This is a genomic window from Paraburkholderia ultramafica, from assembly GCF_902859915.1.
In the GTDB taxonomy this organism is placed as follows: Bacteria; Pseudomonadota; Gammaproteobacteria; order Burkholderiales; family Burkholderiaceae; genus Paraburkholderia; species Paraburkholderia ultramafica.
The window spans coordinates 104,555-126,050 of the sequence record NZ_CADIKK010000019.1; the positions used below are offsets into that span (position 1 = coordinate 104,555).

Here is a 21,496-nt window from a genome sequence, read left to right on the forward strand (position 1 = left end):
GAAACAATCTGACGGCCATTGCCAACGCGCCGACCGCGCCTGCTTCCGGTCGCCGCGCACTCGCCCGAAGTCAGCGCCGCGCGCAGCGTCATGGCTAGGCGCAGTATGCCGTCCAGCGCTCGCTCTACATCTGGACACCCCGTGGTGCCGTACTTAAGCCCGCTGGCGAGTCCATGTGTCATTCAAGATAGAATCGCTCCATTCTTGGTGGCGAGATGCCGGGCGTTATGCCTTGATATACACCTGACTATGACCGGACGAACCAGTTCTGATGCTTGATGACATCAAAAAGACCCTCTGGGCAACCGCCGACAAGCAACGCGCCAATATGGACGCTGCAGAGTACAAACACATTGTGCTCGGTCTCATTTTCCTCAAGTACATCTCCGATACTTTTGCCGCCCGGCGAGCTGAGCTGACCTGCCGCTTTGCCGACGAAAAAGACGAATACTTCCTGCAAGACTGTGACGACGAGGTGCTCGCCGACGAGCTCGAAGACCGCGATTACTACCGCGAGGTCAACGTCTTCTGGGTACCTGAGACTGCGCGCTGGGAGACCCTGCGTGGCGCGGCCAAGCAGACCGACATCGGCAAGCGCATCGACGAGGCGCTGGCGGAAATCGAAGCCGAGAACCCCAAGCTCAAGGGCATCCTGGACAAGCGCTATGCCCGCTCGCAGTTGCCAGACGGCAAGCTGGGCGAGCTGGTCGACCTGATTTCGACCATCGGCTTTGGCGAGAATGCCAGCCAGGCGCGCGATGTGCTCGGGCAGGTGTACGAATACTTCCTCGGCCAGTTCGCCAGTGCCGAAGGCAAGAAGGGCGGGCAGTTCTACACGCCAGCCTCCATCGTCAAGACACTGGTCGCGGTGCTGGCACCCCATCACGGCAAAGTCTACGACCCCTGCTGCGGCTCCGGTGGCATGTTCGTGCAGTCCGAAAAATTCATCGAAGCCCACGGTGGCAAACTGGGGGACGTGTCCATCTACGGGCAGGAGTCCAACCCCACCACCTGGCGGCTGGCGGCGATGAACCTCGCCATTCGGGGTATCGACTATAACCTCGGGCGCGAACCGGCCGACACCTTCGTGCGCAACCAGCACACCGACCTGCGTGCCGACTTCGTGCTGGCCAACCCACCCTTCAACGTCAGCGACTGGTGGCACGGCAGCCTGGAAGGCGACCCGCGCTGGGTTTATGGCACGCCACCGCAGGGCAACGCCAACTACGCGTGGCTCCAGCACATGCTGTATCACCTCAAGCCCAATGGTCGTGCGGGCATCGTGCTGGCCAATGGCTCGATGAGCTCCAGCCAGAACTCCGAAGGCAACATCCGCCGCGCCATGGTGGACGCCGACGTGGTCGAAGTCATGGTGGCCCTGCCGGGTCAACTTTTCTTCAACACTCAGATTCCGGCCTGCCTGTGGTTCCTCGCCAAACAGAAAGCTAGCCGCCAAGGAGAAGTACTGTTCGTCGACGCCCGCAAGCTCGGCAGCATGATTAGCCGCGTGCAGACGGAACTGACCGACGAGATTATTGAGCGCATTGCCAATACTGTCGCGGCTTGGCGCGGCGAGGCCATTGATGATGTCGGCGAATACGCGGACATTCCCGGCTACTGCCGGACCGTGAGCCTCGCCGAGATTGCCGAGCACGGCCATGTGCTCACGCCGGGGCGCTATGTCGGCGCCGAGGAAGTCGAGGACGACGACGAAGCCTTTGCCGAAAAAATGCAGAAGCTCACGGAAAAGCTGGGTGAGCAGATGGCAAAGGGCGCTGAATTCGACCAATTGATTCGGCAGAAGCTGGGGGCGCTGGGCTATGAATTCTGAGTTAGTTACTATTGAAGCGATTGCGGCGCCGACAAGGAACGCCATCGTGGGTGGTCCGTTTGGTTCCGACCTTGTTTCCAAGGACTACGCCCCGACAGGTGTTCCAGTTATCCGGGGCCAAAATATGGGTAGCAAATGGGTGGGCGGTGAATTTGCCTTTGTCTCGGAAGAGAAAGCCAACGAGCTTGAGTCCAACAAGGCCCGTCCTGGAGACTTGGTTTTTACACAGCGCGGGACGTTGGGTCAGGTGGCCATTGTTCCTTCAGCCCCATATCCGGAATACATCGTGTCCCAGAGCCAGATGAAGCTGACTCCAGACCTCGCCAAGGCCGACATCAACTACCTTTACTACGTCTTCTGTAGCTCAGAACAGAAAGAGTACATCCGAAATGCTGCCATCCAAACCGGTGTGCCACATACCAATCTTGGCATTCTGAAGAAAACGCCAATCGTCCTTCCTCCACTATCTGTTCAACGTGAGATTGCCGGCGTTCTAGGTTGTCTCGACGACCGCATCTCGCACCTGCGAGAAACCAACACCACCTTGGAGGCCATCGCCCAGGCGTTGTTCAAGTCTTGGTTTGTCGATTTCGAGCCTGTCCGCGCTAAGCAGGAGGGGCGCCCGACCGAAGGGGTGGACGATACTACCGCTGCGCTTTTCCCGGGTGAGCTAGTCGAGTCAGAGTTGGGATTGGTGCCGAAAGGGTGGACGGTCCAACGTCTTGCCGACATAACCGAGCGCATCACGAAGGGCACAACACCCACGACCTTGAAGCGTCCCTTTGTGGAGGCGGGAATTAATTTTGTAAAAGCAGAGTCGATGAGCAATGACGGCTCCTTTTTGCCCAAAAAGTTTGCGTTCATTGACGAGGAAACGCACGAATTATTGAAACGGTCACAGTTGGCCACTGGCGATGTTTTGATTTCGATTGCTGGAACTATTGGACGCACGGCTATCGTTACCAGCGATGTGCTTCCCGCGAACACCAATCAGGCTGTTGCGCTGGTCAGGCCGCGGCAAGATGTGTTCCCCAGCGGCCTCGTATGGCGATTCCTAAGCTCTATCGAATCTAAGCGAACCATGAGCACGCGCGTTGTCCAGGCCGTACAGGCCAATCTGAGTCTGGGCACGCTTTCAGGCATGAAACTGGTGGTTCCTCCTCCGGGAACTGTCGATGTCCTATATCAATCTGTTTTTGCGCCGATTGACGTAGCGAAGAACATCAATATCCAGAGAATCCACACACTATCTAACCTCCGCGACACGCTTCTTTCCCGGCTGATTCCCGGCCAGCTCCGTTCGCCCGACGCCAAAGCGCTCGTCGCCTGAGAACTACCATGACCGAAGACCAACTCGAACAGGAAACGCTGGGCTGGCTGGCCGATGTGGGCTTCACCTGCCTTTTCGGCCCGGACCTCGCGCCCGACGGTGCCAGCGCCGAGCGTGCCGACTATCGTCAGGTATTGTTGGTCGAACGTCTGCGCAGCGCCATTGCTCGCCTGAACCCCGGCATTCCGGCCCAAGCTCGGGAGGATGCTGTGCAACGGGTGCGGGACCTCGGCATCCCCGCGCTACTCTCAGCTAACCGGCGCTTTCATCAGTTGCTGGTCGGTGGGGTACCGGTGGAGTATCAACGCGACGGTGAGACACGCGGCGATTTCGTGCGGCTCATCGACTGGGCCGACCCGGCAGCCAATGAGTGGCTGGCAGTCAACCAGTTCGCCATCAAAGGCCCGCACCACACACGGCGGCCCGACGTGATGCTGTTCGTCAATGGCCTGCCGCTGGTGCTGCTGGAGCTGAAGAACCCAGCCGACCAGAACGCCGACATCTGGAAGGCCTACGACCAGATTCAGACCTACAAGGCGCAGATTCCGGACGTCTTCCAGTACAACGAGGTCCTGGTGATTTCGGACGGGTCGCAGGCGCGCATGGGTTCGCTATCAGCCGATGCGGAGCGCTTCATGCAGTGGCGCACCATCGACGGCGTGATGCTTGACCCGCTCGGCCAGTTCAACGAACTGGAAACATTGATTCGCGGTGTGCTCGCACCGACATATCTGCTGGATTACCTGCGCTTCTTCGTGTTGTTCGAGGACGACGGCGCACTGGTCAAGAAGATTGCTGGCTACCATCAGTTCCACGCGGTGCGCGCGGCAATCCAGCAGGTGGTGACGGCATCGCGCCCTGGTGCAAGCCACAAAGGGGGCGTAGTCTGGCATACGCAGGGCAGCGGCAAAAGCATCACCATGACCTGCTTCGCCGCCCGCGTGATGCAGGACGCGGCGATGGAGAACCCGACCATCGTCGTCATCACCGACCGCAATGACCTCGACGGACAGTTGTTCGGCGTGTTTTCGCTGGCGCAGGACCTGTTGCGCGAGCAGCCGGTACAGGCCGGAACCCGCCAGGACTTGCGCGCCAAGCTTGCCAACCGGCCTTCCGGCGGCATTGTGTTCGCCACCATCCAGAAGTTCATGCCCGGCGAGGACGAGGACAGCTTCCCCGTGCTGTCTGACCGGCACAACATTGTCGTAATCGCCGATGAGGCGCACCGCACCCAGTATGGCTTTGAAGCGCAGTTGAAAGGCAAGCCCGGCCAGGAAAAGTACCAGGTCGGTTATGCGCAGCACCTTCGCGACGCACTTCCCAATGCCACCTTCGTAGCCTTTACCGGCACGCCTGTATCGAGCGAGGACCGTGACACGCGCGCCGTGTTCGGCGAGTACATCCACGTCTACGATATGCAGCAGGCCAAGGAGGATGGCGCCACCGTCGCGATTTACTTCGAGTCGCGCTTGGCGAAGCTGTCGCTCAAGGCCCGCGACCTGCCGCACATCGACGCGGAGGTGGACGAACTGGCCGAGGACGAAGAGGAAAGCCAGCAGGCCAAACTCAAGAGCCGCTGGGCCGCGCTGGAAAAGGTCGTCGGTGCCGAACCCCGCGTGGCCGCTGTGGCGACCGACCTCGTCGCGCACTTCGAGGAACGCAACAAGGCTCAGAATGGCAAGGCCATGGTGGTGGCGATGAGCCGCGAGATTTGCGTTCACCTCTATGACGAAATCATCAAACAGCGCCCCGACTGGCACGACGCGGACCCCGAAAAAGGCGCCATCAAGATTGTCATGACGGGCTCAGCGAGCGACAAGGCGCTGTTGCGTCCGCATATTTACAGCGGCCAGGTCAAGAAGCGGCTGGAAAAGCGTTTCAAGGACCCGGCTGACCCGCTGCGCATCGTCATCGTGCGCGACATGTGGCTGACTGGCTTCGATGCGCCTTGCGTGCATACGTTGTACGTGGACAAGCCCATGAAAGGTCACAACCTGATGCAGGCAATTGCCCGGGTGAACCGTGTCTTCAAGGACAAGCAAGGCGGCCTCGTAGTCGACTACATTGGCATCGCCAACGAGCTGAAGAGCGCGCTGAAGGAATACACCGCCAGCAATGGACGCGGACGTCCGACGGTCGACGCGGCCGAGGCATATTCCGTGCTCGAAGAAAAGCTCGACATCCTGCGCGGCATGCTCCACGGTTACGACTACAGCGACTTCCTGACCGGCGGCCACAAATGCCTCGCTGGTGCGGCCAACCACGTATTGGGCCTGAAAGATGGCAAGAAGCGCTTCGCCGACACGGCGCTCGCCATGAGCAAGGCCTTTACACTGTGCTGCACGCTCGACGAAGCCAAGGCCGTGCGCGAGGAAGTGGCCTTCATGCAGGCAGTGAAAGTCATCCTCACCAAGCGCGAGTTGAGCGACAAGAAGAAGACCAACGAAGAGCGCGAACTGGCCATCCGGCAAATCATCAGCTCGGCCGTGGTGTCCGAGAAGGTGGTGGATGTCTTCGAGGCGGTCGGGCTCGACAAGCCGAACATCGGCATCCTCGACGAAGCCTTCCTCGCTGAAGTCCGCAACCTGCCCGAGCGCAACCTTGCCGTGGAACTGCTGGAGCGGCTGCTGGAAGGCGAAATCAAGAGCCGCTTCGCAAGCAACGTGGTGCAGGAAAAGAAGTTCTCCGAGATGCTCGCCAACGTCGTGACGCGCTACCAGAACCGGGCGATTGAAACTGCCCAGGTCATCGAAGAGCTCATCGACATGGCCAAGAAGTTCCGCGCTGCCGCGACCCGGGGCGAGGAACTGGGCCTGACGGAAGACGAAATCCGCTTCTACGACGCGCTCGCCAACAACGAGTCAGCCGTCCGCGAACTGACTGACGAGACGCTCAAGAAGATTGCACACGAACTCACCGAAAGTCTGCGTCAGAACATCACGGTGGACTGGTCGGAGCGGGAGAGCGTGCGGGCCAAACTGCGGCTGATGGTCAAGCGCATCCTGCGTAAATACAAGTACCCGCCGGACCAGCAGGACGGCGCGGTGGAGCTGGTCTTGCAGCAGGCACAGGCGTTGGGGGAGGCGTGGAGCTAGTCAGGTAGTACGTCTCCCGAAGCGTCGCTGCGGCCGCTTCGCGAAGGTTGTTTCATGAGGACAGCACCAGCGACGCAAACGAAGATGGCCCGTAACTGCGCAAGCTCTTTATGCCGCGCCGTATGAGGTATTCGCAAGGGGCGTCGACCGGAGCTTTGCCTTCAAGTTCGAATCTCATGGAGCAACTCTTCTATTGCGACCTGCCGAAGTGAATGCGGTCGTCGTGGCGAACACGAAAGGATGTCCGCTGGCCAAGTTGCTATCCCGCGAGGCAAGCCTGTCTCGCGGAGGGCATCTGGGGCGTCGTACGTCGCCCCCCGGATTTGATTCCGCGCCTGCTCCCGATTACGCGCCAGCTTCCGCGACCGTAATTCCTGGCGCCGCAATGGCGGCATCAACTTTTGCCGCAACCTTCTTGGAAGCAGCGGGCCTTTTGACCGGGACTTTCTTTGCTGGCGCCTTCTTGCTGGCGATTATCTTTTTCGCTGCCGGGGCTTTCTTGGCGACCACATTCTTCGCAGTGGCTTTCCTCGCGTCGGCTTTCGGCGTGCTCGTCTTCGTTACCGCAGCGTAGGCGCCCGCACCATCAATCAGAAATTTTGTCCTGTCCTTCGCCGCGGCCAGCCACGCCGGCGCCGGCCCACGTCCACTCCATGTCTTGCCGGACTTGGGGTCGCGGTATTTGGCCGCTTGCGGACCTTTTGGCTGCCCGTTGCCAGCAGTGGCCCCGACGGACGACGACGCCTTCTTGACGGCAGTCTTGGTCTTGCTAATAGTGCTTGAAGTCGTAGCGACGGGGGCTTCAGCGCCGTCCAAAATCAGAAATTTGTTGCGGTCCTTGGCGTTCGCAATCCACGACGGTGCGCGGCCATGGCCGGTCCACGTAGCACCGGTTTTCGGGTCTTGGTACTTCGCTGTGGAGGTTTTCGCGACGGTCTCAGATTTGGCTCCAGACTTCTTTGCGCTCTTCTTGCCACCAGCGTGTGCGTCAATGTCGGCTGTCGTCAGGCCGTGCGTTGACATCAATTCGCGAATCTTCTCCACAACAGCGCTCGACTTTTTGGCGATAAGCGCATCCGCTTGCGCCTGCAATTTCTTCATCTTTACCTGGATTTGCTCGAGTGTCGGCATTATGTCCTCCTTAATGGATGTGCCCGCAATATGCCATGAGCGCGTCAATTGCGAAAGGTCTTGAAAGAATCCAACGCTACATTGGCATAACCAACTATTACGCCAAGGCCAATTGAAGGTCTTTACCGATTGACGGTCTATCTGCCACGACCAGCGTACGCTCGATAGCGCCAATTCCATTGCGGAGTTGTTGTTTTTAGCAAAACGGTGACTGCCAGATAGCAGGTCGGTTCGATGTTTCGGCCATCATTGAGGTCCCACTCGAAGCCACGGTCCGCAGGGTTTCACTGGCCGAATGTCCCTAATGCACGGCACAGGTCACCGCTTTTGTTTAACCCCTACGCCAAAATTACCGTGATTTAAGGCATCGGACGTTGCGTCTTCATGCCGGTCTTGTTACGCTCGCGCCCGACCCGAGGATTTGTACCTTTGCGTTAGTCGGTGACGATGCAAAGGCAAAGGTCTTGGGCAACCTTTGACTAGACACGAGGAATTTATGGCAACCACAGCTACGAAGAAAGCCGCCGCTCCGGCTACGACGAAAGTGGCAGCACCGGCCGGCAAGAAATCCGCCGCTCCGGCAACGAAAAAAGCGGCAGCACCGGCTACGAAGAAAGCCGCCGCTCCGGCTGCGAAGAAAGCGGCAGCGCCCGCCAGCAAGAAAGCAGCTGCACCAGTTGCGAAGAAGTCTGCTGCGGCTGCTCCCCTGAAACCTATCAAGGACTCGTTCACGAAGGCATCGCTGACCATTCACCTGGCCGAGCGCTCAGGCGTCGAACCGAAGGCGGCCAAGGCGTTGATGGCGGCGCTCGAAGAAACGGTGCTCGCATCGATTCACAAGAAGGGCGCGAAAGAGTTCACGCTCCCCGGCCTGCTGAAGGTTGTCGCGCAAGACGTACCCGCCAAGAAAAAGCGCTTCGGCAAGGACCCGTTCACGGGTGAAGACAAATGGTTCGCGGCGAAGCCCGCTTCGGTGCGCCTCAAGGTGCGCCCGCTGAAGAAGCTGAAGGACGCCGCGCTGTAAGCGAAAGCGTCCTGACGTGATAACGCCCCCTCGCGAGCAAAATCCGAGGGGCGTTTATATTTGTGACGCACGACGGCGGCGTGGCAATTGGAAAACGCGTCGTTCTGTGAGTGAACCGGTTCTGGTTGAGCGCCCGCCATTTCCTTCTCAAGGACCAGTTCGCGCGTGAGTATGACGTACGACACTTCACGCCCAAGCCGAACGCCTCACTGCGGCGCGACGCCATTCGACGGCGGCAAGCCTGGCGATGAAAAGCCCTCAGGCCAGCTCTTCAACCTGTTGCGTCGACCGCTCCGAGCCAAGGAGGCCATCGAGCATCCGAGCCTGAGCTTTCGCGATGTCGTTGAGGGAAGCAGCGTTGAGTTGCTCACTGAATACAGCAAGAGCGGTGGATAAAGACAAGTAATCTGCATCACAGACACGCCACCCCCCGCCTGCGTGCTCTTCGGCGTTGATATGCATCAGTGCGGCTTGTACCGATTCAATGTCGCCCGCCGCGCTTGCCCGATGACCGAGCCGTATGAGTTCTTCCGCAATCAGAACGGTTCGACCAAGCGTTGAAAACAGGTCGCGTGAGCCGTGGCCCCGCCGGAAAGCATCCAGTGCAATGTAGCACCGCAGAAGCATCGCCTGCGTCACAGGCTCAAGCGAAGCGTGACTGTAAGTCAGCGCGCGCAGTAAAGGTGACATAGCCGCGCGGCTGTGTTTTCGAGAGCGAATTTTGCGGTTCACGTTCAGTTGTCTGGTAGCGCGGTAAACGGGCAATATCTTGAGTTAGATGGACGAAAAGCAAGATGGCTGGACGACCGTTTTTAGCCGAGCCTCGCAAGGCTACAACCAGGTCGGCCCGTTAGCACGCTGTGACCCATGACACCGGCTCAAACCGGATGTGCCTTGCAGCTCAAGGCGAGACACGCGCTGGCCGGACTGATGTCGTCAATGCCAGCTTGACCCGCATGCCGAAACGCGGATGACCAGTTAGATTGGGTCGCGAAGCGTCAATGCTGGAGCCTTTGTTTGATGGCAGGTGGGCCAATCCGATGTCGGCATGCGGGTAAAAATCATTTTGGCGTCGACCGCAAATCTGCTTGTGCCCTCACCCTGAGGGTACCGCGTCGTTTTGCCGAAGTTCACCGCTCGGCCGCTTAGCCTGCCGCCGGCGCCGCGTTGTGTATTATTGTGAACACCAACGTTGCCCCGAACGAGGTTTTCAGCACAGGAGGAGCCAATGGACGTATCGTTTCTCATCGACCCACTGCGCAAGACTGTGACAAGTGTCTCCGATGGCTACGCGCGAGCCGCTGAACTGATAGGCACTGATACGGCGAGCGGCTCGCCGCTATGGTCGGAAGCGACTGACCCGGATGCCTCTGTCGAGGTGATTACTGCGGACGACAGCCTGACAAACGAACCCCTTTCGCATGGCTTTTTCATGGTCATCTTGACCAGGGACGATGGACCTTATGAACGCGTATTTGCGGGCAAGGCAATTCTGAACGCCTATGGTAATCCGCCGTCGGACATCAAGGACCAGGTGAAGACGCTGAAAGCGGCACGAGAGCGCGTCAGGTTTCTCAGCTCCGAAGATGCGCTCCTTTGGTTCGAGCAGCACGCAGGTGGTGCCCCCTTTAACCTCGACGGGTCCACGGAAAACTGATTCTCAACGCCGAGGATTTTTGAGTCTGTCGGAGACAGCTCTCGCTATACGTGTAGGACACCAGGACGTGTAGGACACCAGGACCCTCAGTGAGGAACTCTATGTCGGCTATTCCTGCTCCGCGCCTACGATAGGCGCTTGCTGCTTTAACTTCGTTTTGATATGGGGCTTTCTTGCGTTCGGGCCTTCGCCAGAGTTTTCGGTGAAGAAGTTATCGGCGGAATTAAGCTGGACTTAAGCCCAGAGAGGGAGACTGCTGGCGCGTCGATTCCTCAGGCACCTTTCTTGAGGGACAGCTCCGGGCTACAGAACCGTCGCTACTCTGAGCACAACAATGTTTATGGTGGCGCCGGCCTCCCGCGGCGCCGAAGTCAGCCATCAACTACGATGAAATCAATGAAAAGATTCGCATTCTCAACGGCTGCGGCAGTTCTCGCGCTTTCGGCCTCGTCGGGTTTCGCACAGGCGTCCGACGCGTCGACCCAGAACACCGACAACCTGCCGAAGGCCCTGGTCAAGGCGCTGAGCACGGGCATGAAGCTGGAGAAGACCTTTCCGGCTGCAGGCGGCCTGACGGGCTACATCATCTCGAGCGCGCCGGGCAAGAACATGGTCGTGTTCTCGCCGGAAAACCATCAGGTTCTGATGGTTGGCAAGCTGGTCGACGACAACGGCACGGACCTGAGCGCGAAGTACCTCGACCAGTACGGCCCGAAGGTCGACCTGTCCAGGTTCGCACCCGCGCTCGAGAGCGCCCCGGCTATCGTCGAAGGTGCCAAGGGCAAGGCGGTCAAGTCGACCATCTACGCCTTCATGGACCCCAACTGCATTTTCTGCCACCTGACGTGGAAGGCGCTGCAGCCGTATGAAGCGGCCGGCCTGCAAGTGCACTGGATTCCGGTCGCGTTCCAGCAAGCGAGCTCCACCGGCAAGGCGGCCGCTTTGCTCGAATCGAACGACCCGCAAGCGATGCTGCGCCACGGCGAAAGCACCTACGTGGAAGAGAAGGAATCCCTCGGTATTGACCCCATCCCCGTGTCGGCTGTCACAAGAACAAAGATTGATGCCAATTTCAAGCTGATGGCTGATATGGGCTTTTCAGGCACGCCGACGGCTCTCTACAAGGACGCGTCCGGCGCGTATGTCGCCGTCCAGGGTATGCCAAAGCTGAGCCAACTGCCGAAAATCCTGAACATGCCGGAACAGGCAGTGACGGACCCTGAGCTGCAACGCTTCCGTTAATCCTGACGTTGCATGGAAGCGACCTGACCCTAAACGTGCGGCCAGGAGCAGCGCTCACCAGCCGGCACGGTCGGTCGCGTCGCGCGGTCGTGCCAGTCGAAATCGAGACTCGAGCAACAGGCGATGTATTCGCCTGAAAACAAGATGTCGACCCGCATGGTTCATCCAACGGATGATTCCATCACGAGAGCGGACAAGTGGGTTCGAGAGGCCGACCGAGAATCAAAGCTTGTCGACGCCCTGTACAAGGCGCGTTATCTGATTTCGATGCACAACGGTATGACCGTGCGGTGTGACGGCGAGGAATGGGCGCTCGATTTCGGCCCGGAACTGAAAATAATTGACGCTGCACTGAAGATGGCCGGCATCGACACCCGGCGCCTCAAGCAGTAGGTACTTGTCGAGCCGCTCGAGCTGAAGCAATCATTGATGGTGCGCGGTACGAAGGACCTCCAGAGGTCGACAGATGCAAACCGAGAAATATCGTGGATACACGCTGTGGGGCCATGCCATTCTCCAGCAAGAGGACACTCTGCAGCTGGAGCGATTTTCGGGAAGCGGCACTATCATGCGCGACACTAAAGTCGTCGAAGCGTCTGGAGTGCTTGGGGCGTACGAGACTGACGAAGAAGCTGAAGCAGCAGGTCTTTCATGGTGCCGCGCGTGGGTCGATACGCTCGGCGAGCGCTCTCCATTTCCTTCGCATATCGCTCAACTGATGCCTCCTCGATGACATAACCACCTTGCTCAACGCGCGTGCCCTTTATGTCACCACGTTCAAGCAGGCGTTTCACATGAGCGCGACTTACGAAAAGATACTTGGCGGTCTCATCGATGTTCATGTCAAACCGTCCCGGACAGCCATATCGCTAGAAGACTGCATATAGCCACATTGAGATTACGGAGCCGACTCAAACCGGCCTCCAGCTCGCACACACACGGCATATCCGAAGCTAAGCAAAACAGCGCCGGCACGACCTCCCGCGAGCATGAGTTGAAAGAATCGCCGGCGCTCTTTCATTTCCCGATTGCTCAGTCGGGTTTAGCTAAGCCCAGGTCCTTCAGCGAAGGGCATACTATATCTAGCTCGGTCGGTCCGATTCTGGCGGCCGCGCGTGCTGCGCCCCAAGTTTCGTCGAGGCGGTGCTCCAAAAATGCATAAGCCCTCGGTGATTTCGCGAGTAGCGTATCGAGCATGCTCAGGCACAACTTGATTTCACTTTCGCAGTAGTCGTTCAGTGCTTCATCAAATACGTCAGCAGCATCGAGCCTGATGCGTGCAATAAGCAGCCGCTTGAGTAGGTCAATCAACACTTCGCATGAAGGTTCGTCGAGCCCCGTCATTAGGCCCCCTGTTCGCGAGAATTTAACGTGAGTAAGGCGCATCACAATCTCGGCCGTGTGCGCGTGGCGAGCAGGCTCGCGCCGCCACGTTAGTTCGCCTGATGCTAAGCACGTAGGTACCATTCGTCCGAACCGTAAATCCTGTTAAATGTATCGATGTCGCGCTTATAGCCGAGTTCCTCCACGAAGCCCAGCGACCGCAGCACTTCACGTACGCGCAAGAGGTCTTGTTTGTCTGTCCAATCTCGCGTGTACACGCAAATGACGTGACCATCACGACCCATGCTGCGCAGAGCCGTCGATACCTTCGCAAACAAGAGCTTGTCGCCCTCAACGGCGCCTTTAATTTTTGCCCATGCTTGGTCGACATCGGATGAAGGCGCGAAAATGCACCACTTGCCCGTTGTAGGTCCCGAGCGGATGATGCCGCAGCTAGGGGATTTCCTCATCTGCCAGCTCCGACTGAAGTCTTCGGAGGGTTTGTCTGACTTCCTGAGCAGCTGCTCTATGAGACGCGGTTGTTCGGTCATTTGAGTCGTCATTTGCCCCGAATTTCTTGAGGTCGCTGTGCCAAATCCGCTTTAAAAGCGATGTCGAGTCTTTCTATCCACGCCAACTGCCGACCGCGGTTGCGATGCTTCAGGAGAGAGCCAGACGTTCGGGAACGCTGCGGCCGACACCGCGAGGTCGACATCAAGGGGGTAGTGCCGAAGGAGCCGCATCGCCGCTTCTCGGATTTTGCTGGGGTCAGTGAGGCTGTCGTCGGAAGCGAGCATCTGGAGAAATCTGCGGGTCTCGATTACCGCCTTGGTCCGTTCAGCTGGTGTGGTCATATGTTGCTCCGGTCCATCGCCGAAATTCGGCCTCACTACACACGCGGCCAGCTTTCACATCTTTTGAGGCCAGACAAGACATCTGTGAGCAGCAACTCTTTCGTGCGCTGCCGACTCAGCTCGCGTCTTTGCATCCGTTGCGCCGTGAGACATTTGACACGAGAGCGCACGTTCATGACTTCGGTCCGCGTTCGTTCGGCTTCAACTGAGACAGATATGCTGTCGGAACTATCGCGGTAAGCCATACCCCATTGTCCGAACGAGTGAAAGCGTACCCGTCGGCATGCATCTGCGCGGCATTCACAACCAGTACCAATAGTTGACCATGGCGAGCACCTACCCGCGTTGCTGTGTCGATGTCCGTGCTCAGATGGACGGCGTGCCTGGTTCGAGGCGTCAACCCCTCTTCGGCAATACTCGCCCAGTTGCTCCAGGTCGTGCCGTGATAAAGAACCGCCGGAGGCTCCATCTCGGCATATCCAAGCTCCACGCCTATCGAGTGGCCCTGCGCTGCACGTATTCGCGTGCCATCTGGTGAAAGCGTGAATCGCTGTTTATCGCTTGTGGCAACGACCGCCTGTAAGACGTCTTTGGTGATTGTCGGCATTGTTCTCAGTCGCTTCGACGCACCTGTAGTACGTGCAGTACGCTCGATAGCGCGTATCAGTTCGTCGACAGATACCCAGCCTTGACTGTCGAGCCGAATGCCAATCATCTCCGGTTCGTGACGCAAAATCTTCGAGAGAAGTCTGCTGACCGCGACGTGGTCATCGGGAAGATGCTTATCGGTATTCGACATTCTCATCTTGAAGAAGTATCTATCTCAGTGTCTCTTGCGTTGCTTCGCACGGCATTGCTCTAGCTCTTTGCTGAGCGCATCTATCTGCGCTTGCACGCCGGCCGCCTGCTGAAGGAGCTGGCCGACTTGATGCCAATACTCATGGCCAAGGTCTCCGTCCGCGAGAGCAAGCTCGTGGAATTTGCGCAGCGCAATCTCCAAGTCAAGTTCATTTTCGGTAGGCATGTTGCTCTTTGCAGTGAACGAAGGATGATGCTAGCGCGATGAAGCAACTGAACGCCAGAGGATGTAGCCCTGGTTCACATAGCGCTTCCTTATGCGTAACATGACCAAAGCGAGAACAGCTCCGAGCGCTGGCACATACAGTAGCGGTGGGGTTTTGGAGAACGATTTCCAGAATCCGTCCCATGGCATCGAAAGGAACTGTGCTCAGCGCTTCGCGAATTCTTCAGCGGCTTTCAACACAGGCTTGACCTTTTTTATCGCGAGAAATTGGAGCGGCGTGGAGCCACCAAGTGTCTCTGCCGGGGTCGTGAAAAATTCCCATCTGTCCCAACCCGACGTATCATCCAAGCTACGCACGACCTTCGCGAAGTCGTTGTGATGAATCATGGGGGAGAGAAAGAATGCGGGAATGTACGCCTCTCCTTCGAGCTCAACGCTAAAGACTTTCCCTGAAGCGAGGGATTTGCTCAGTTTCTTCTCTGTGACATCTGCCGCCCCAAGGTAGTCCTCCATACGCAGCAACTTTCCCTGATGCACGAGGTCGTAGCGCTCGGAGTTTGCCGACGCGCTCTGTAACGCATCCTCGTTTTCAGATGTTCGCGGTTTCGATTGACGGCGAACGCGCTTGCGTAGATTCTCGTCCTCGTCATGCATCGAGGGAAGGTCTACGTTGAGTATCGTCGATACGCCAATGACTTCCCACAGTCGATTCTTAAACATGCGCCCGAGCTGCTCATCGGAAAGTTCGAGAAGCGCGTTCCAGCCTATAGGGTCAACCAGGAGGGCAGCGACAACTGCACAATGAATCGCGTGGTCTATCTGTGCAAGCCGCGTCTCTTCGAGCGAACGAGTGTCTCGTTTTTGGCGAGACGGCCGTGGCGTTGATACTCCTTTGTTCGCGATTGGATTCATGGCGGTAGGGGTTAGTCAGAGACCGGTGTCGTTCTTGTGATACTAAAAAACATCGCACTCAGGGCTTTGAACTCATCGGCTGCCGCCAGTGCTCGCTCCACTTGCTCGCGCCCTAGAAGTCTTAGCGGCGTAAGACCTCCAAGTGATTCTGATGGCGTCGTGAAGAATTTCCATTTACTCCAACCGGTCACGTCACCCAGGCGCCGTACCACCCTAGCAAAGTCCCTGCGATTGACTAGATTCGACAGGGCAAAAATTGGGTAATACTGGTTGGACTCAAATTCCACGGTGAACACTCGGCACGACGCAACGTCCTCGCTTAGCTTTGCCTCAGTGATACCCGCAGCTTTGCAAAAGTCATCAGCGGGTAGCAGCTTTCCTTGTAGAACAAGCGAGTACCGCTCTATGTTGGCCGCAGAGACACTGCTCAAACTTGGAAATTCCGAAGCTCGGCGGGCGGTAATGCGACCTCGCTTCTCGTCTTCCTCACGGGTGGAGCTTAGGTCCAAGTTCGACAACGTAGCGGTGCCGATGACTTGGATGAGGTGTGCTTTGAAGAGGCGCCCGACTTCCGCATCGGATAGGAAAAGACTTGCTTCAGCGCCCGTCGGGTCCGACAGCATCGCCGCAACGGCGGCATTGCGCATGACATGTCGCACATCAGCGCTCGTATTACTTACGGACCGCGGCATATCCATCCCTATGTGTTCCTACTTCAAACTTGCCGGTGCAGGACAAAGTCGAACGTCCGCACCTAACGATAGGCCGGCCTTCTCGGATAAGCTCGTTCTGCTGCCCGCCGCAGATGTCGAATCTCGCTTTCTCAGCCGTTCTCGAAGCTCATTACGTTTACCAACCGTGGCCTCTCAACGCGCCTACCGGATGCGACGGGCGAACACGGTCTCGTCTCCCCGTCGGTAGTTGAATACCAATAACGCACGACGTCCGACTCTTTGGCCTGAACCTCCTGCCACAATCCGCTTACACGACAGAGCGTGACCGAGGCGTCAGCTTCATTGCGAGCCAACAGGTGAACCGAAAAGCTGACATCGCCAAGATGCAGTACCAGTTCAATCAGCGCCAAGGCACCGTCCACCACCCAACCGTCCGGGCTAGCGCAGTCCGCACCACCAGATGAGGCAACGACAAAGAAGTTCGGCGTGAGGTCCGACCATCCAATGCAGCGCCACGCAAGAAGTGGCTGCAAGAGTCTCTTCTTTATGGGATGTGGCTCTTCCCAACTGCTGTCAGTAAATAGCATCACAAGGGACCAACGAAATGACGCTGAGCGTTACACCGGTTCTCCATCCGCTCCTCGTATAAGGTAAAACGGCAAGTTAACGTCGCTCCAATCGCTAACAAGCAGGGCGACCAGTCCTATGTGTGGGCAGCGTTGGTGCGCACCCCCACTGATGAGCGAAGTCTACGAGACTAAATATGAATAGTAAAGACTGTCTATTTATAAACTGGATATTTACAAACTGTAGATTTAGGCCCTACAATCATTGATGCTGCTGCCCATATGGCAGACGACGCAATTGCACGTCAAGAAGCGGTCCGAGACCGACTGTCGACGAATCTAAAGTTATTTCGCGGCAAGCTGAGCATGTCCCAGGAAGTCCTGGCAGACCGTGCTGGCTTGCATCGCACTCATGTAAGCCAAATCGAGCGGGGAAATGCCAATGTCGCGCTTGACACGTTAGTGGCATTGGCGATGGCGCTAGGAGTCAGCGAGGCGCAATTGCTAACCGAGCAGGATGAATTGCCAATTCCGATGAAATCCGGGCGAAAGAAGGCTTTGGCGGACTCGGCGGGAAAGCTGCGACGGGCGAAGAACTGACTCCCTGTCGAGCGACCATTGCCGGTCCCTAATTTCATCATGCTCTCGAATTTGCGAACCGCCCAATACAGGGGAGTTAAGCAGCGCTACTTCCCCGTGTGCACAACTCTGCTGCCCACACCACAAGGGTGTGGACAGCCGCCCGTCGGGCGGTGCCAGAGTTGCACACACTCGAGCGTCTGACGCGCCCCTGGCGGGGCTTGCCTAATTGAGATTTTGAAAGTGTGGATGCGCGTCCGCTTCGTCCACATGCCGCGCCGCGGGGCGCGGCTAAACCCGGGTGGTTAGCTGGGGTAAGCCGATAAATTTGCTCACGGGGGCGTGTCTGACGTCGGGCCACAAATTGACAACTTTCCTACCAGAAAATCGCAATCTGGGAAACCGCGCCGAACGCCGCGGTAAAGCGCCGGTGCAAACCTTCGATGGTGTGCGCGAGCGCGATCGCCACATTGCGCTCCGTCTGCAGATAGACCTTGACGAGCCCCTTCGGGGTTTCGCGCAGAAAGCCGGTTTTCTGTTCGATGATCATCACGCGCCCGGCCGGGCTGACGATCACGAAGTCGGCTTCGCCGAACACCGAGAAGTTCTGGTTCAGACGTGTCCAGTGGACGCCGTGATAGACCGTGTAGTCAGCGGGGAGCGCCTCTTCGAGCAACGCAAGGGTTTCGCGTTCGCGTGCCGCCGCGCCGGTGGCGGCGAGGCTCTTCCAGTCGTCGGGGACAATGCGGGCCATGCGGTGCCTCGTCGTATTCGGGTGCCGTCATTGTACGCAACGCGGGTGCGCTGGCGCCGGGGTGTGGATGCCGCGCAACCCGCGCGCATCGTGTATCGTTACGCGTTGAACGCCGCGCGCCGCGCGCGGCTTGCCAACCGTAAGAAAAAAGGATTTACCGGATGATTACGATCTGGGGACGCACCAATTCGGTCAACGTTCAAAAAGTCTTGTGGTGTTGCGACGAACTGGTGCTGCCGTACGAGCGCATCGACGCCGGCCTGCAATTCGGCCGCAACAACGAGCCCGACTACCTCGCGATGAACCCGACCGGCAAGATCCCGACGCTGGTCGACGACGACTTCGTGCTGTGGGAATCCAACTCCATCCTGCGTTATCTGGTGCTGCAATACGACGAATCGAGCCTGCTGTATCCGTCCGAGCCGAAACAGCGCGCCAGTATCGACCGCTGGCTGGACTGGTCGCTGTCCACGTTGCAACCTGCCGAGCGCCCAGTGTTCTGGGCCATCGTGCGCACGCCCGACGCGCAGCGCGATAGCGCCAAACTGGCCGCCGATCTCAGCGCGGTCAGCCTGCTGTGGCGCATGCTGGACACGCATCTGCAAGGGCGCTTCTTTCTCGAAGGCGAGAAGTTCACGCTGGCCGATATCGTGATCGGCGCGTACGCGAAACGCTGGTTCGGGCTGGACGGCGTCGAGCGCGCACCGCTGCCGAATCTGGAGCGCTGGTATTCGCGGATTGCGACGCGCTCGGGATTCAAGAAGTACGTCGACTTCGCGCTGACCTGAGTTTTCAGCCGGCGTTTGACGCGCAAGCTTGCCGCGCTTTTTGCTGTGCCTTTTGCCACACCGCTTGCGCCCCGTCGGGCGGCAGCGCACGTGCCCCCGCGTCCTGTCTTGCCACGGCGCAAAGCTGTGGCGGGCGGCAACCAACGCAGGGCTCGCATGGGCACGGCGCGACGCGCGGACCTTTATAATCGACGCATGAAGACCGCCAAGCCCGCCGTGACCGCCGACCAGGCCACCTCCGCCCACTCCACGGCTGATGCCGATGCTCATGAGCCGGCGCACGCGCACGGTGATTCGCAGGAAGCCGCACTGACACTCGCGGAAGAATATTGCCGCGAACGAGGCGAGAAACTCACGCCGATTCGCCGCAAAGTGCTCGAATTGCTGCTGAACTCGGGGCGCGCGACCAAAGCGTATTCGTTGCTCGATGAAATGCGCCAGATCCATCCCGGCTCGGCGCCGCCCACGGTGTATCGGGCGCTGGACTTTCTGCTGTCGGCAGGGCTCGTGCATCGGATCGAGTCGATCAATGCGTTCACCGTCTGTCACGATCTGACGCAATGCCAGCACGGTATCCTGGTAGTCTGCCAGGAATGCGGCAGCGTCACCGAACTGCATCAGCCGAAGCTGCGGCAAGCGCTCGTCGCACAGATCGAAGACGCGGGCTACCGCCTCGGAAGCGCTGAAATCGAATTGAAGGGACTGTGTGCCGCCTGTCAGGCGGCCGAAGCAACGGCCGCTGGCGCGGGCGTTGTGACACCCGTCGCCGCGGCGAAATAACGGCGTCTCCGGCGGCCCGGTTCACGGGCCGCGCGGAAATCTGCCGCGGCACTCTGCATGACCATCAAAGCCTGAGCACTCCGTGCTCCACGTTTGAACCCGCGGCGGAGCACAAACGACACGCCGCGACGCAGCTACCGGTCAACCCGCCGCGCGGGCATCGATCGCGTCGTGCAGCAGCGTCACCAGGTCTTCTGGCAAAGCAGGCTTGGTCATGAAATGCTGGAAGCCTTCGCCGATACTGCGCAAACGATACGCGTCGTCAGTGTGGCCCGTAAGCGCCACCGCGACCGAAGGCGAGTGATCGCTGCGAATCTCGTGATCGCGCAGCCGCTGGATCAGATAGAAGCCATCCATGGCCGGCAAGTCGAGATCGCAGACGACTGCGTCGGGTGACAACCGCAGCGCCGCTTCGACGCCCTCCTCCGCATCCGCCACCGCGCAGACATGTGCGCCTTCCCCTTCGAGTAACAAGGTCAGCGATTCCCGGCTATCCGGGTCGTCTTCTACGAGCACGATCGTGGCCTGATCGAGTCTCAATGCAGCGTTCATTGTCTGTTGTTGCTCTAAAAAACCGGTTAGGCCGTCAGACGTGGCCAACGTTTCATTTTGCTGCTTGCCGCCGATTTGCGCGGCTGCGATGTGGCTGTTCATGGTTCCGACTCGATTTCATGCACCGAGTTGCAGACAGACTCAAGATTGTAGAACATGGCCCGAGCGCAACGCGCGTGCACGCTAACGCGCCAAACTGCACGCCGATGAAAAACCGGCACTCGGCGCCATCGCCTTGGCAAACCGATGCCGACACCCGATTCGCCGCGGCGGCTCGTACGAACCCCGTTCGCACAGTCGTTCCCGCCTCGCGTCTTTTCTGGCATTCGTATTCTTTTGCGTCGCCGGCGAACTGGTTCAGCTTGCGCGGCGTTCACATCCACCCTACTGGCAGCACGCGGCGTGCCTCGTCGGTTTGGACATGGGTCGTCGGGGTCGCTCGACGGCTTCGCGACTCATACGCGACTATCAGGTAACTCTAACGCGAGGTTTGCGCGAGCCGGCCGCGTGTTGTGCGGCAGCGCTATCATCGGATGCGCGAGGGCCACATCAGCGCCCGCGCCATCACCTTTGCCATCACTTTTGCCGCGCCGCGCTGCATACGCTTGCCGACTACCGTTCCCCAACCTGAGGCCATCCGACACCATGTCCGATCTCGACTCCACGACGCTCGAAGCACTCCGTCATGTCAGCACCGCCACCCTGACCACGCAGTTGTTCAAGCGCGGCTTGCGCAATACGTTCATGCAGGGTGTCGCGCCACTCGCTGCGCACAGCGGCGCGAATCTGGTCGGACCGGCGTTCACGCTGCGCAACATCCCGTCGCGCGAGGACATCGACGTGCTCGAACTGTTTGCGGATCCCGAGTACGCGCAGCGCAAATGCGTCGAAACGATCCCGGCCGGGCATGTGCTCGTGCAGGATTGCCGCGGCGAGCGCGGCAGCGCGTCGTTTGGTTCGATTCTTTCGCAACGCTTGCAGGTGCGCGGCGTGGCGGGCATGGTGTCCGACGGACCGGTGCGCGACAGCACGACGATCGCCGCGCTCGGCATGCCGGTGTTCTGCGCGGGCGCGAGCGCGCCGCCCAATCTGATTCGCCACCACGCGGTGGATATCAATGTGCCGATCGGCTGCGGCGGCGTCGCCGTGTTTCCTGGCGACGTGATCGTCGGTGACGCGGACGGTGTGGTGGTGATTCCGCTCAACATGGCCGCCGAGGTCGCGCAAGCCGCCGCCGGGCAGGAACAACTGGAAACGTTTCTGACCGGGCGGATTCGCGAAGGCGCCGCGTTGCCCGGCACCTATCCGCCGAACGAAACGACAAAGGCGGCTTTTGAAGAATGGAAGAAAAAACGTAAAGCTTGACGCAGCGACCTGCGT

Annotated in this window: 23 protein-coding genes and 2 pseudogenes; 12 read left to right on the forward strand and 13 right to left on the reverse strand. The window is 58.8% G+C overall.

The genetic code is table 11. From position 1 onward, the window contains the following. Positions 1 to 271 precede the first annotated feature (271 nt). From HV744_RS20915 to HV744_RS20925, 3 genes are read left to right on the forward strand one after another with little or no spacing between them, the layout of a single operon-like run. Positions 272 to 1,831, forward strand: coding sequence for a class I SAM-dependent DNA methyltransferase (locus HV744_RS20915; protein ID WP_175151316.1), 1,560 nt, complete (start codon positions 272 to 274; stop codon positions 1,829 to 1,831). Beyond that, positions 1,821 to 3,161, forward strand: a complete 1,341-nt coding sequence (locus HV744_RS20920) for a restriction endonuclease subunit S (protein WP_175151317.1) — start codon at positions 1,821 to 1,823, stop codon at positions 3,159 to 3,161. The genes HV744_RS20915 and HV744_RS20920 overlap by 11 nt, the downstream gene beginning before the upstream one ends. Positions 3,162 to 3,169: 8 nt before the next feature. Further along, entirely contained in the window at positions 3,170 to 6,256 is a 3,087-nt protein-coding gene (locus tag HV744_RS20925; protein ID WP_175151318.1) for a type I restriction endonuclease subunit R, read from the forward strand. Positions 6,257 to 6,601: 345 nt separating this feature from the next. Here the strand turns inward: HV744_RS20925 and HV744_RS20930 are convergent, their stop codons facing one another. Then, positions 6,602 to 7,387 carry an H-NS family nucleoid-associated regulatory protein gene (locus tag HV744_RS20930; RefSeq protein ID WP_175151319.1) on the reverse strand — a complete coding sequence of 262 codons (786 nt, stop codon included), beginning with the start codon at positions 7,385 to 7,387 and terminating at the stop codon, positions 6,602 to 6,604. 496 nt (positions 7,388 to 7,883) lie between these two features. Between HV744_RS20930 and HV744_RS20935 the strand changes: the two genes are divergently transcribed. Further along, positions 7,884 to 8,411, forward strand: coding sequence for an HU family DNA-binding protein (locus tag HV744_RS20935; protein WP_175151320.1), 528 nt, complete (start codon positions 7,884 to 7,886; stop codon positions 8,409 to 8,411). A 258-nt stretch (positions 8,412 to 8,669) separates the two neighbouring features. On the opposite strand, the gene HV744_RS20940 is transcribed toward HV744_RS20935, so the two are convergent. Continuing rightward, positions 8,670 to 9,143 carry a hypothetical protein gene (locus tag HV744_RS20940; RefSeq protein WP_175151321.1) on the reverse strand — a complete coding sequence of 158 codons (474 nt, stop codon included), beginning with the start codon at positions 9,141 to 9,143 and terminating at the stop codon, positions 8,670 to 8,672. A 496-nt stretch (positions 9,144 to 9,639) separates the two neighbouring features. Between HV744_RS20940 and HV744_RS20945 the strand changes: the two genes are divergently transcribed. The 4 genes from HV744_RS20945 (at position 9,640) to HV744_RS20960 (ending at position 12,043) form a co-directional block, all read left to right on the forward strand. Continuing rightward, positions 9,640 to 10,068: a hypothetical protein gene (locus HV744_RS20945; RefSeq protein WP_175151322.1), complete on the forward strand. Its 429-nt coding sequence runs from the start codon at positions 9,640 to 9,642 to the stop codon at positions 10,066 to 10,068. 285 nt (positions 10,069 to 10,353) lie between these two features. Further along, positions 10,354 to 11,310, forward strand: a complete 957-nt coding sequence (dsbG, locus tag HV744_RS20950) for a thiol:disulfide interchange protein DsbG (RefSeq protein WP_175151323.1) — start codon at positions 10,354 to 10,356, stop codon at positions 11,308 to 11,310. 123 nt (positions 11,311 to 11,433) lie between these two features. After that, on the forward strand, positions 11,434 to 11,703 hold the full coding sequence (locus HV744_RS20955; protein WP_246279127.1) for a hypothetical protein: 270 nt from the start codon (positions 11,434 to 11,436) through the stop codon (positions 11,701 to 11,703). A gap of 73 nt (positions 11,704 to 11,776) precedes the next feature. Then, entirely contained in the window at positions 11,777 to 12,043 is a 267-nt protein-coding gene (locus tag HV744_RS20960; RefSeq protein WP_175151324.1) for a hypothetical protein, read from the forward strand. A 22-nt stretch (positions 12,044 to 12,065) separates the two neighbouring features. On the opposite strand, the pseudogene HV744_RS38520 reads toward HV744_RS20960, so the two are convergent. The 9 genes and pseudogenes from HV744_RS38520 to HV744_RS21000 all read right to left on the reverse strand — a co-directional run. Then, positions 12,066 to 12,152, reverse strand: a pseudogene (locus HV744_RS38520) (hypothetical protein); the annotation flags it as partial. Positions 12,153 to 12,342: 190 nt separating this feature from the next. Then, the gene (locus HV744_RS20965; RefSeq protein WP_175151325.1) at positions 12,343 to 12,654 is read right to left on the reverse strand and encodes a hypothetical protein; all 312 of its coding nucleotides are present in this window, start codon (positions 12,652 to 12,654) and stop codon (positions 12,343 to 12,345) included. A gap of 104 nt (positions 12,655 to 12,758) precedes the next feature. Then, positions 12,759 to 13,184 carry a putative phosphothreonine lyase domain-containing protein gene (locus HV744_RS20970; protein WP_175151326.1) on the reverse strand — a complete coding sequence of 142 codons (426 nt, stop codon included), beginning with the start codon at positions 13,182 to 13,184 and terminating at the stop codon, positions 12,759 to 12,761. Between the two features lie 51 nt (positions 13,185 to 13,235). Further along, positions 13,236 to 13,487, reverse strand: coding sequence for a BPSL0761 family protein (locus HV744_RS20975; RefSeq protein ID WP_175151327.1), 252 nt, complete (start codon positions 13,485 to 13,487; stop codon positions 13,236 to 13,238). A 172-nt stretch (positions 13,488 to 13,659) separates the two neighbouring features. Then, complete coding sequence (locus HV744_RS20980) at positions 13,660 to 14,286, reverse strand: RNA 2'-phosphotransferase (protein ID WP_175151328.1); 627 nt, start codon at positions 14,284 to 14,286, stop codon at positions 13,660 to 13,662. Positions 14,287 to 14,310: 24 nt separating this feature from the next. After that, on the reverse strand, positions 14,311 to 14,511 hold the full coding sequence (locus HV744_RS20985) for a hypothetical protein (protein ID WP_175151329.1): 201 nt from the start codon (positions 14,509 to 14,511) through the stop codon (positions 14,311 to 14,313). A 204-nt stretch (positions 14,512 to 14,715) separates the two neighbouring features. Continuing rightward, entirely contained in the window at positions 14,716 to 15,423 is a 708-nt protein-coding gene (locus HV744_RS20990; protein WP_175151330.1) for a hypothetical protein, read from the reverse strand. Positions 15,424 to 15,434: 11 nt separating this feature from the next. Next, entirely contained in the window at positions 15,435 to 16,070 is a 636-nt protein-coding gene (locus tag HV744_RS20995) for a hypothetical protein (protein ID WP_175151331.1), read from the reverse strand. Between the two features lie 176 nt (positions 16,071 to 16,246). Then, a complete protein-coding gene (locus HV744_RS21000; RefSeq protein ID WP_175151332.1) occupies positions 16,247 to 16,630 on the reverse strand; it encodes a hypothetical protein in 384 nt (127 codons plus the stop codon). Positions 16,631 to 16,945: 315 nt separating this feature from the next. Here HV744_RS21000 and HV744_RS21005 point away from each other — a divergent pair, with 315 nt between their 5' ends. Then, a complete protein-coding gene (locus HV744_RS21005; protein ID WP_175151333.1) occupies positions 16,946 to 17,263 on the forward strand; it encodes a helix-turn-helix domain-containing protein in 318 nt (105 codons plus the stop codon). 382 nt (positions 17,264 to 17,645) lie between these two features. Here the strand turns inward: HV744_RS21005 and HV744_RS21010 are convergent. Beyond that, positions 17,646 to 17,996, reverse strand: a pseudogene (locus tag HV744_RS21010) (NERD domain-containing protein); the annotation flags it as partial. 161 nt (positions 17,997 to 18,157) lie between these two features. Between HV744_RS21010 and HV744_RS21015 the strand changes: the two are divergent. Both HV744_RS21015 and HV744_RS21020 read left to right on the forward strand, forming a co-directional pair. Continuing rightward, positions 18,158 to 18,784: a glutathione S-transferase family protein gene (locus HV744_RS21015; protein ID WP_175151334.1), complete on the forward strand. Its 627-nt coding sequence runs from the start codon at positions 18,158 to 18,160 to the stop codon at positions 18,782 to 18,784. Between the two features lie 195 nt (positions 18,785 to 18,979). After that, positions 18,980 to 19,564, forward strand: coding sequence for a Fur family transcriptional regulator (locus tag HV744_RS21020; protein ID WP_175151335.1), 585 nt, complete (start codon positions 18,980 to 18,982; stop codon positions 19,562 to 19,564). Between the two features lie 141 nt (positions 19,565 to 19,705). Here the strand turns inward: HV744_RS21020 and HV744_RS21025 are convergent, their stop codons facing one another. After that, positions 19,706 to 20,218, reverse strand: coding sequence for a response regulator (locus tag HV744_RS21025; protein WP_175151336.1), 513 nt, complete (start codon positions 20,216 to 20,218; stop codon positions 19,706 to 19,708). Between the two features lie 543 nt (positions 20,219 to 20,761). Between HV744_RS21025 and HV744_RS21030 the strand changes: the two genes are divergently transcribed. Continuing rightward, a complete protein-coding gene (locus HV744_RS21030; protein ID WP_175151337.1) occupies positions 20,762 to 21,481 on the forward strand; it encodes a ribonuclease activity regulator RraA in 720 nt (239 codons plus the stop codon). Positions 21,482 to 21,496: the final 15 nt, after the last annotated feature.

Bases quoted from the DNA above. Each gene is read 5' to 3' on its own strand.
- HV744_RS20915 (WP_175151316.1), top strand. From the start codon at position 272: ATGCTTGATGACATCAAAAAGACCCTCTGGGCAACCGCCGACAAGCAA.
- HV744_RS20920 (WP_175151317.1), top strand. From the start codon at position 1,821: ATGAATTCTGAGTTAGTTACTATTGAAGCGATTGCGGCGCCGACAAGG.
- HV744_RS20925 (WP_175151318.1), top strand. From the start codon at position 3,170: ATGACCGAAGACCAACTCGAACAGGAAACGCTGGGCTGGCTGGCCGAT.
- HV744_RS20930 (WP_175151319.1), bottom strand. From the start codon at position 7,387: ATGCCGACACTCGAGCAAATCCAGGTAAAGATGAAGAAATTGCAGGCG.
- HV744_RS20935 (WP_175151320.1), top strand. From the start codon at position 7,884: ATGGCAACCACAGCTACGAAGAAAGCCGCCGCTCCGGCTACGACGAAA.
- HV744_RS20945 (WP_175151322.1), top strand. From the start codon at position 9,640: ATGGACGTATCGTTTCTCATCGACCCACTGCGCAAGACTGTGACAAGT.
- HV744_RS20955 (WP_246279127.1), top strand. From the start codon at position 11,434: ATGTATTCGCCTGAAAACAAGATGTCGACCCGCATGGTTCATCCAACG.
- HV744_RS20960 (WP_175151324.1), top strand. From the start codon at position 11,777: ATGCAAACCGAGAAATATCGTGGATACACGCTGTGGGGCCATGCCATT.
- HV744_RS20965 (WP_175151325.1), bottom strand. From the start codon at position 12,654: ATGACGGGGCTCGACGAACCTTCATGCGAAGTGTTGATTGACCTACTC.
- HV744_RS20970 (WP_175151326.1), bottom strand. From the start codon at position 13,184: ATGACCGAACAACCGCGTCTCATAGAGCAGCTGCTCAGGAAGTCAGAC.
- HV744_RS20975 (WP_175151327.1), bottom strand. From the start codon at position 13,487: ATGACCACACCAGCTGAACGGACCAAGGCGGTAATCGAGACCCGCAGA.
- HV744_RS20980 (WP_175151328.1), bottom strand. From the start codon at position 14,286: ATGTCGAATACCGATAAGCATCTTCCCGATGACCACGTCGCGGTCAGC.
- HV744_RS20985 (WP_175151329.1), bottom strand. From the start codon at position 14,511: ATGCCTACCGAAAATGAACTTGACTTGGAGATTGCGCTGCGCAAATTC.
- HV744_RS20990 (WP_175151330.1), bottom strand. From the start codon at position 15,423: ATGAATCCAATCGCGAACAAAGGAGTATCAACGCCACGGCCGTCTCGC.
- HV744_RS20995 (WP_175151331.1), bottom strand. From the start codon at position 16,070: ATGCGCAATGCCGCCGTTGCGGCGATGCTGTCGGACCCGACGGGCGCT.
- HV744_RS21005 (WP_175151333.1), top strand. From the start codon at position 16,946: ATGGCAGACGACGCAATTGCACGTCAAGAAGCGGTCCGAGACCGACTG.
- HV744_RS21015 (WP_175151334.1), top strand. From the start codon at position 18,158: ATGATTACGATCTGGGGACGCACCAATTCGGTCAACGTTCAAAAAGTC.
- HV744_RS21020 (WP_175151335.1), top strand. From the start codon at position 18,980: ATGAAGACCGCCAAGCCCGCCGTGACCGCCGACCAGGCCACCTCCGCC.
- HV744_RS21025 (WP_175151336.1), bottom strand. From the start codon at position 20,218: ATGAACAGCCACATCGCAGCCGCGCAAATCGGCGGCAAGCAGCAAAAT.
- HV744_RS21030 (WP_175151337.1), top strand. From the start codon at position 20,762: ATGTCCGATCTCGACTCCACGACGCTCGAAGCACTCCGTCATGTCAGC.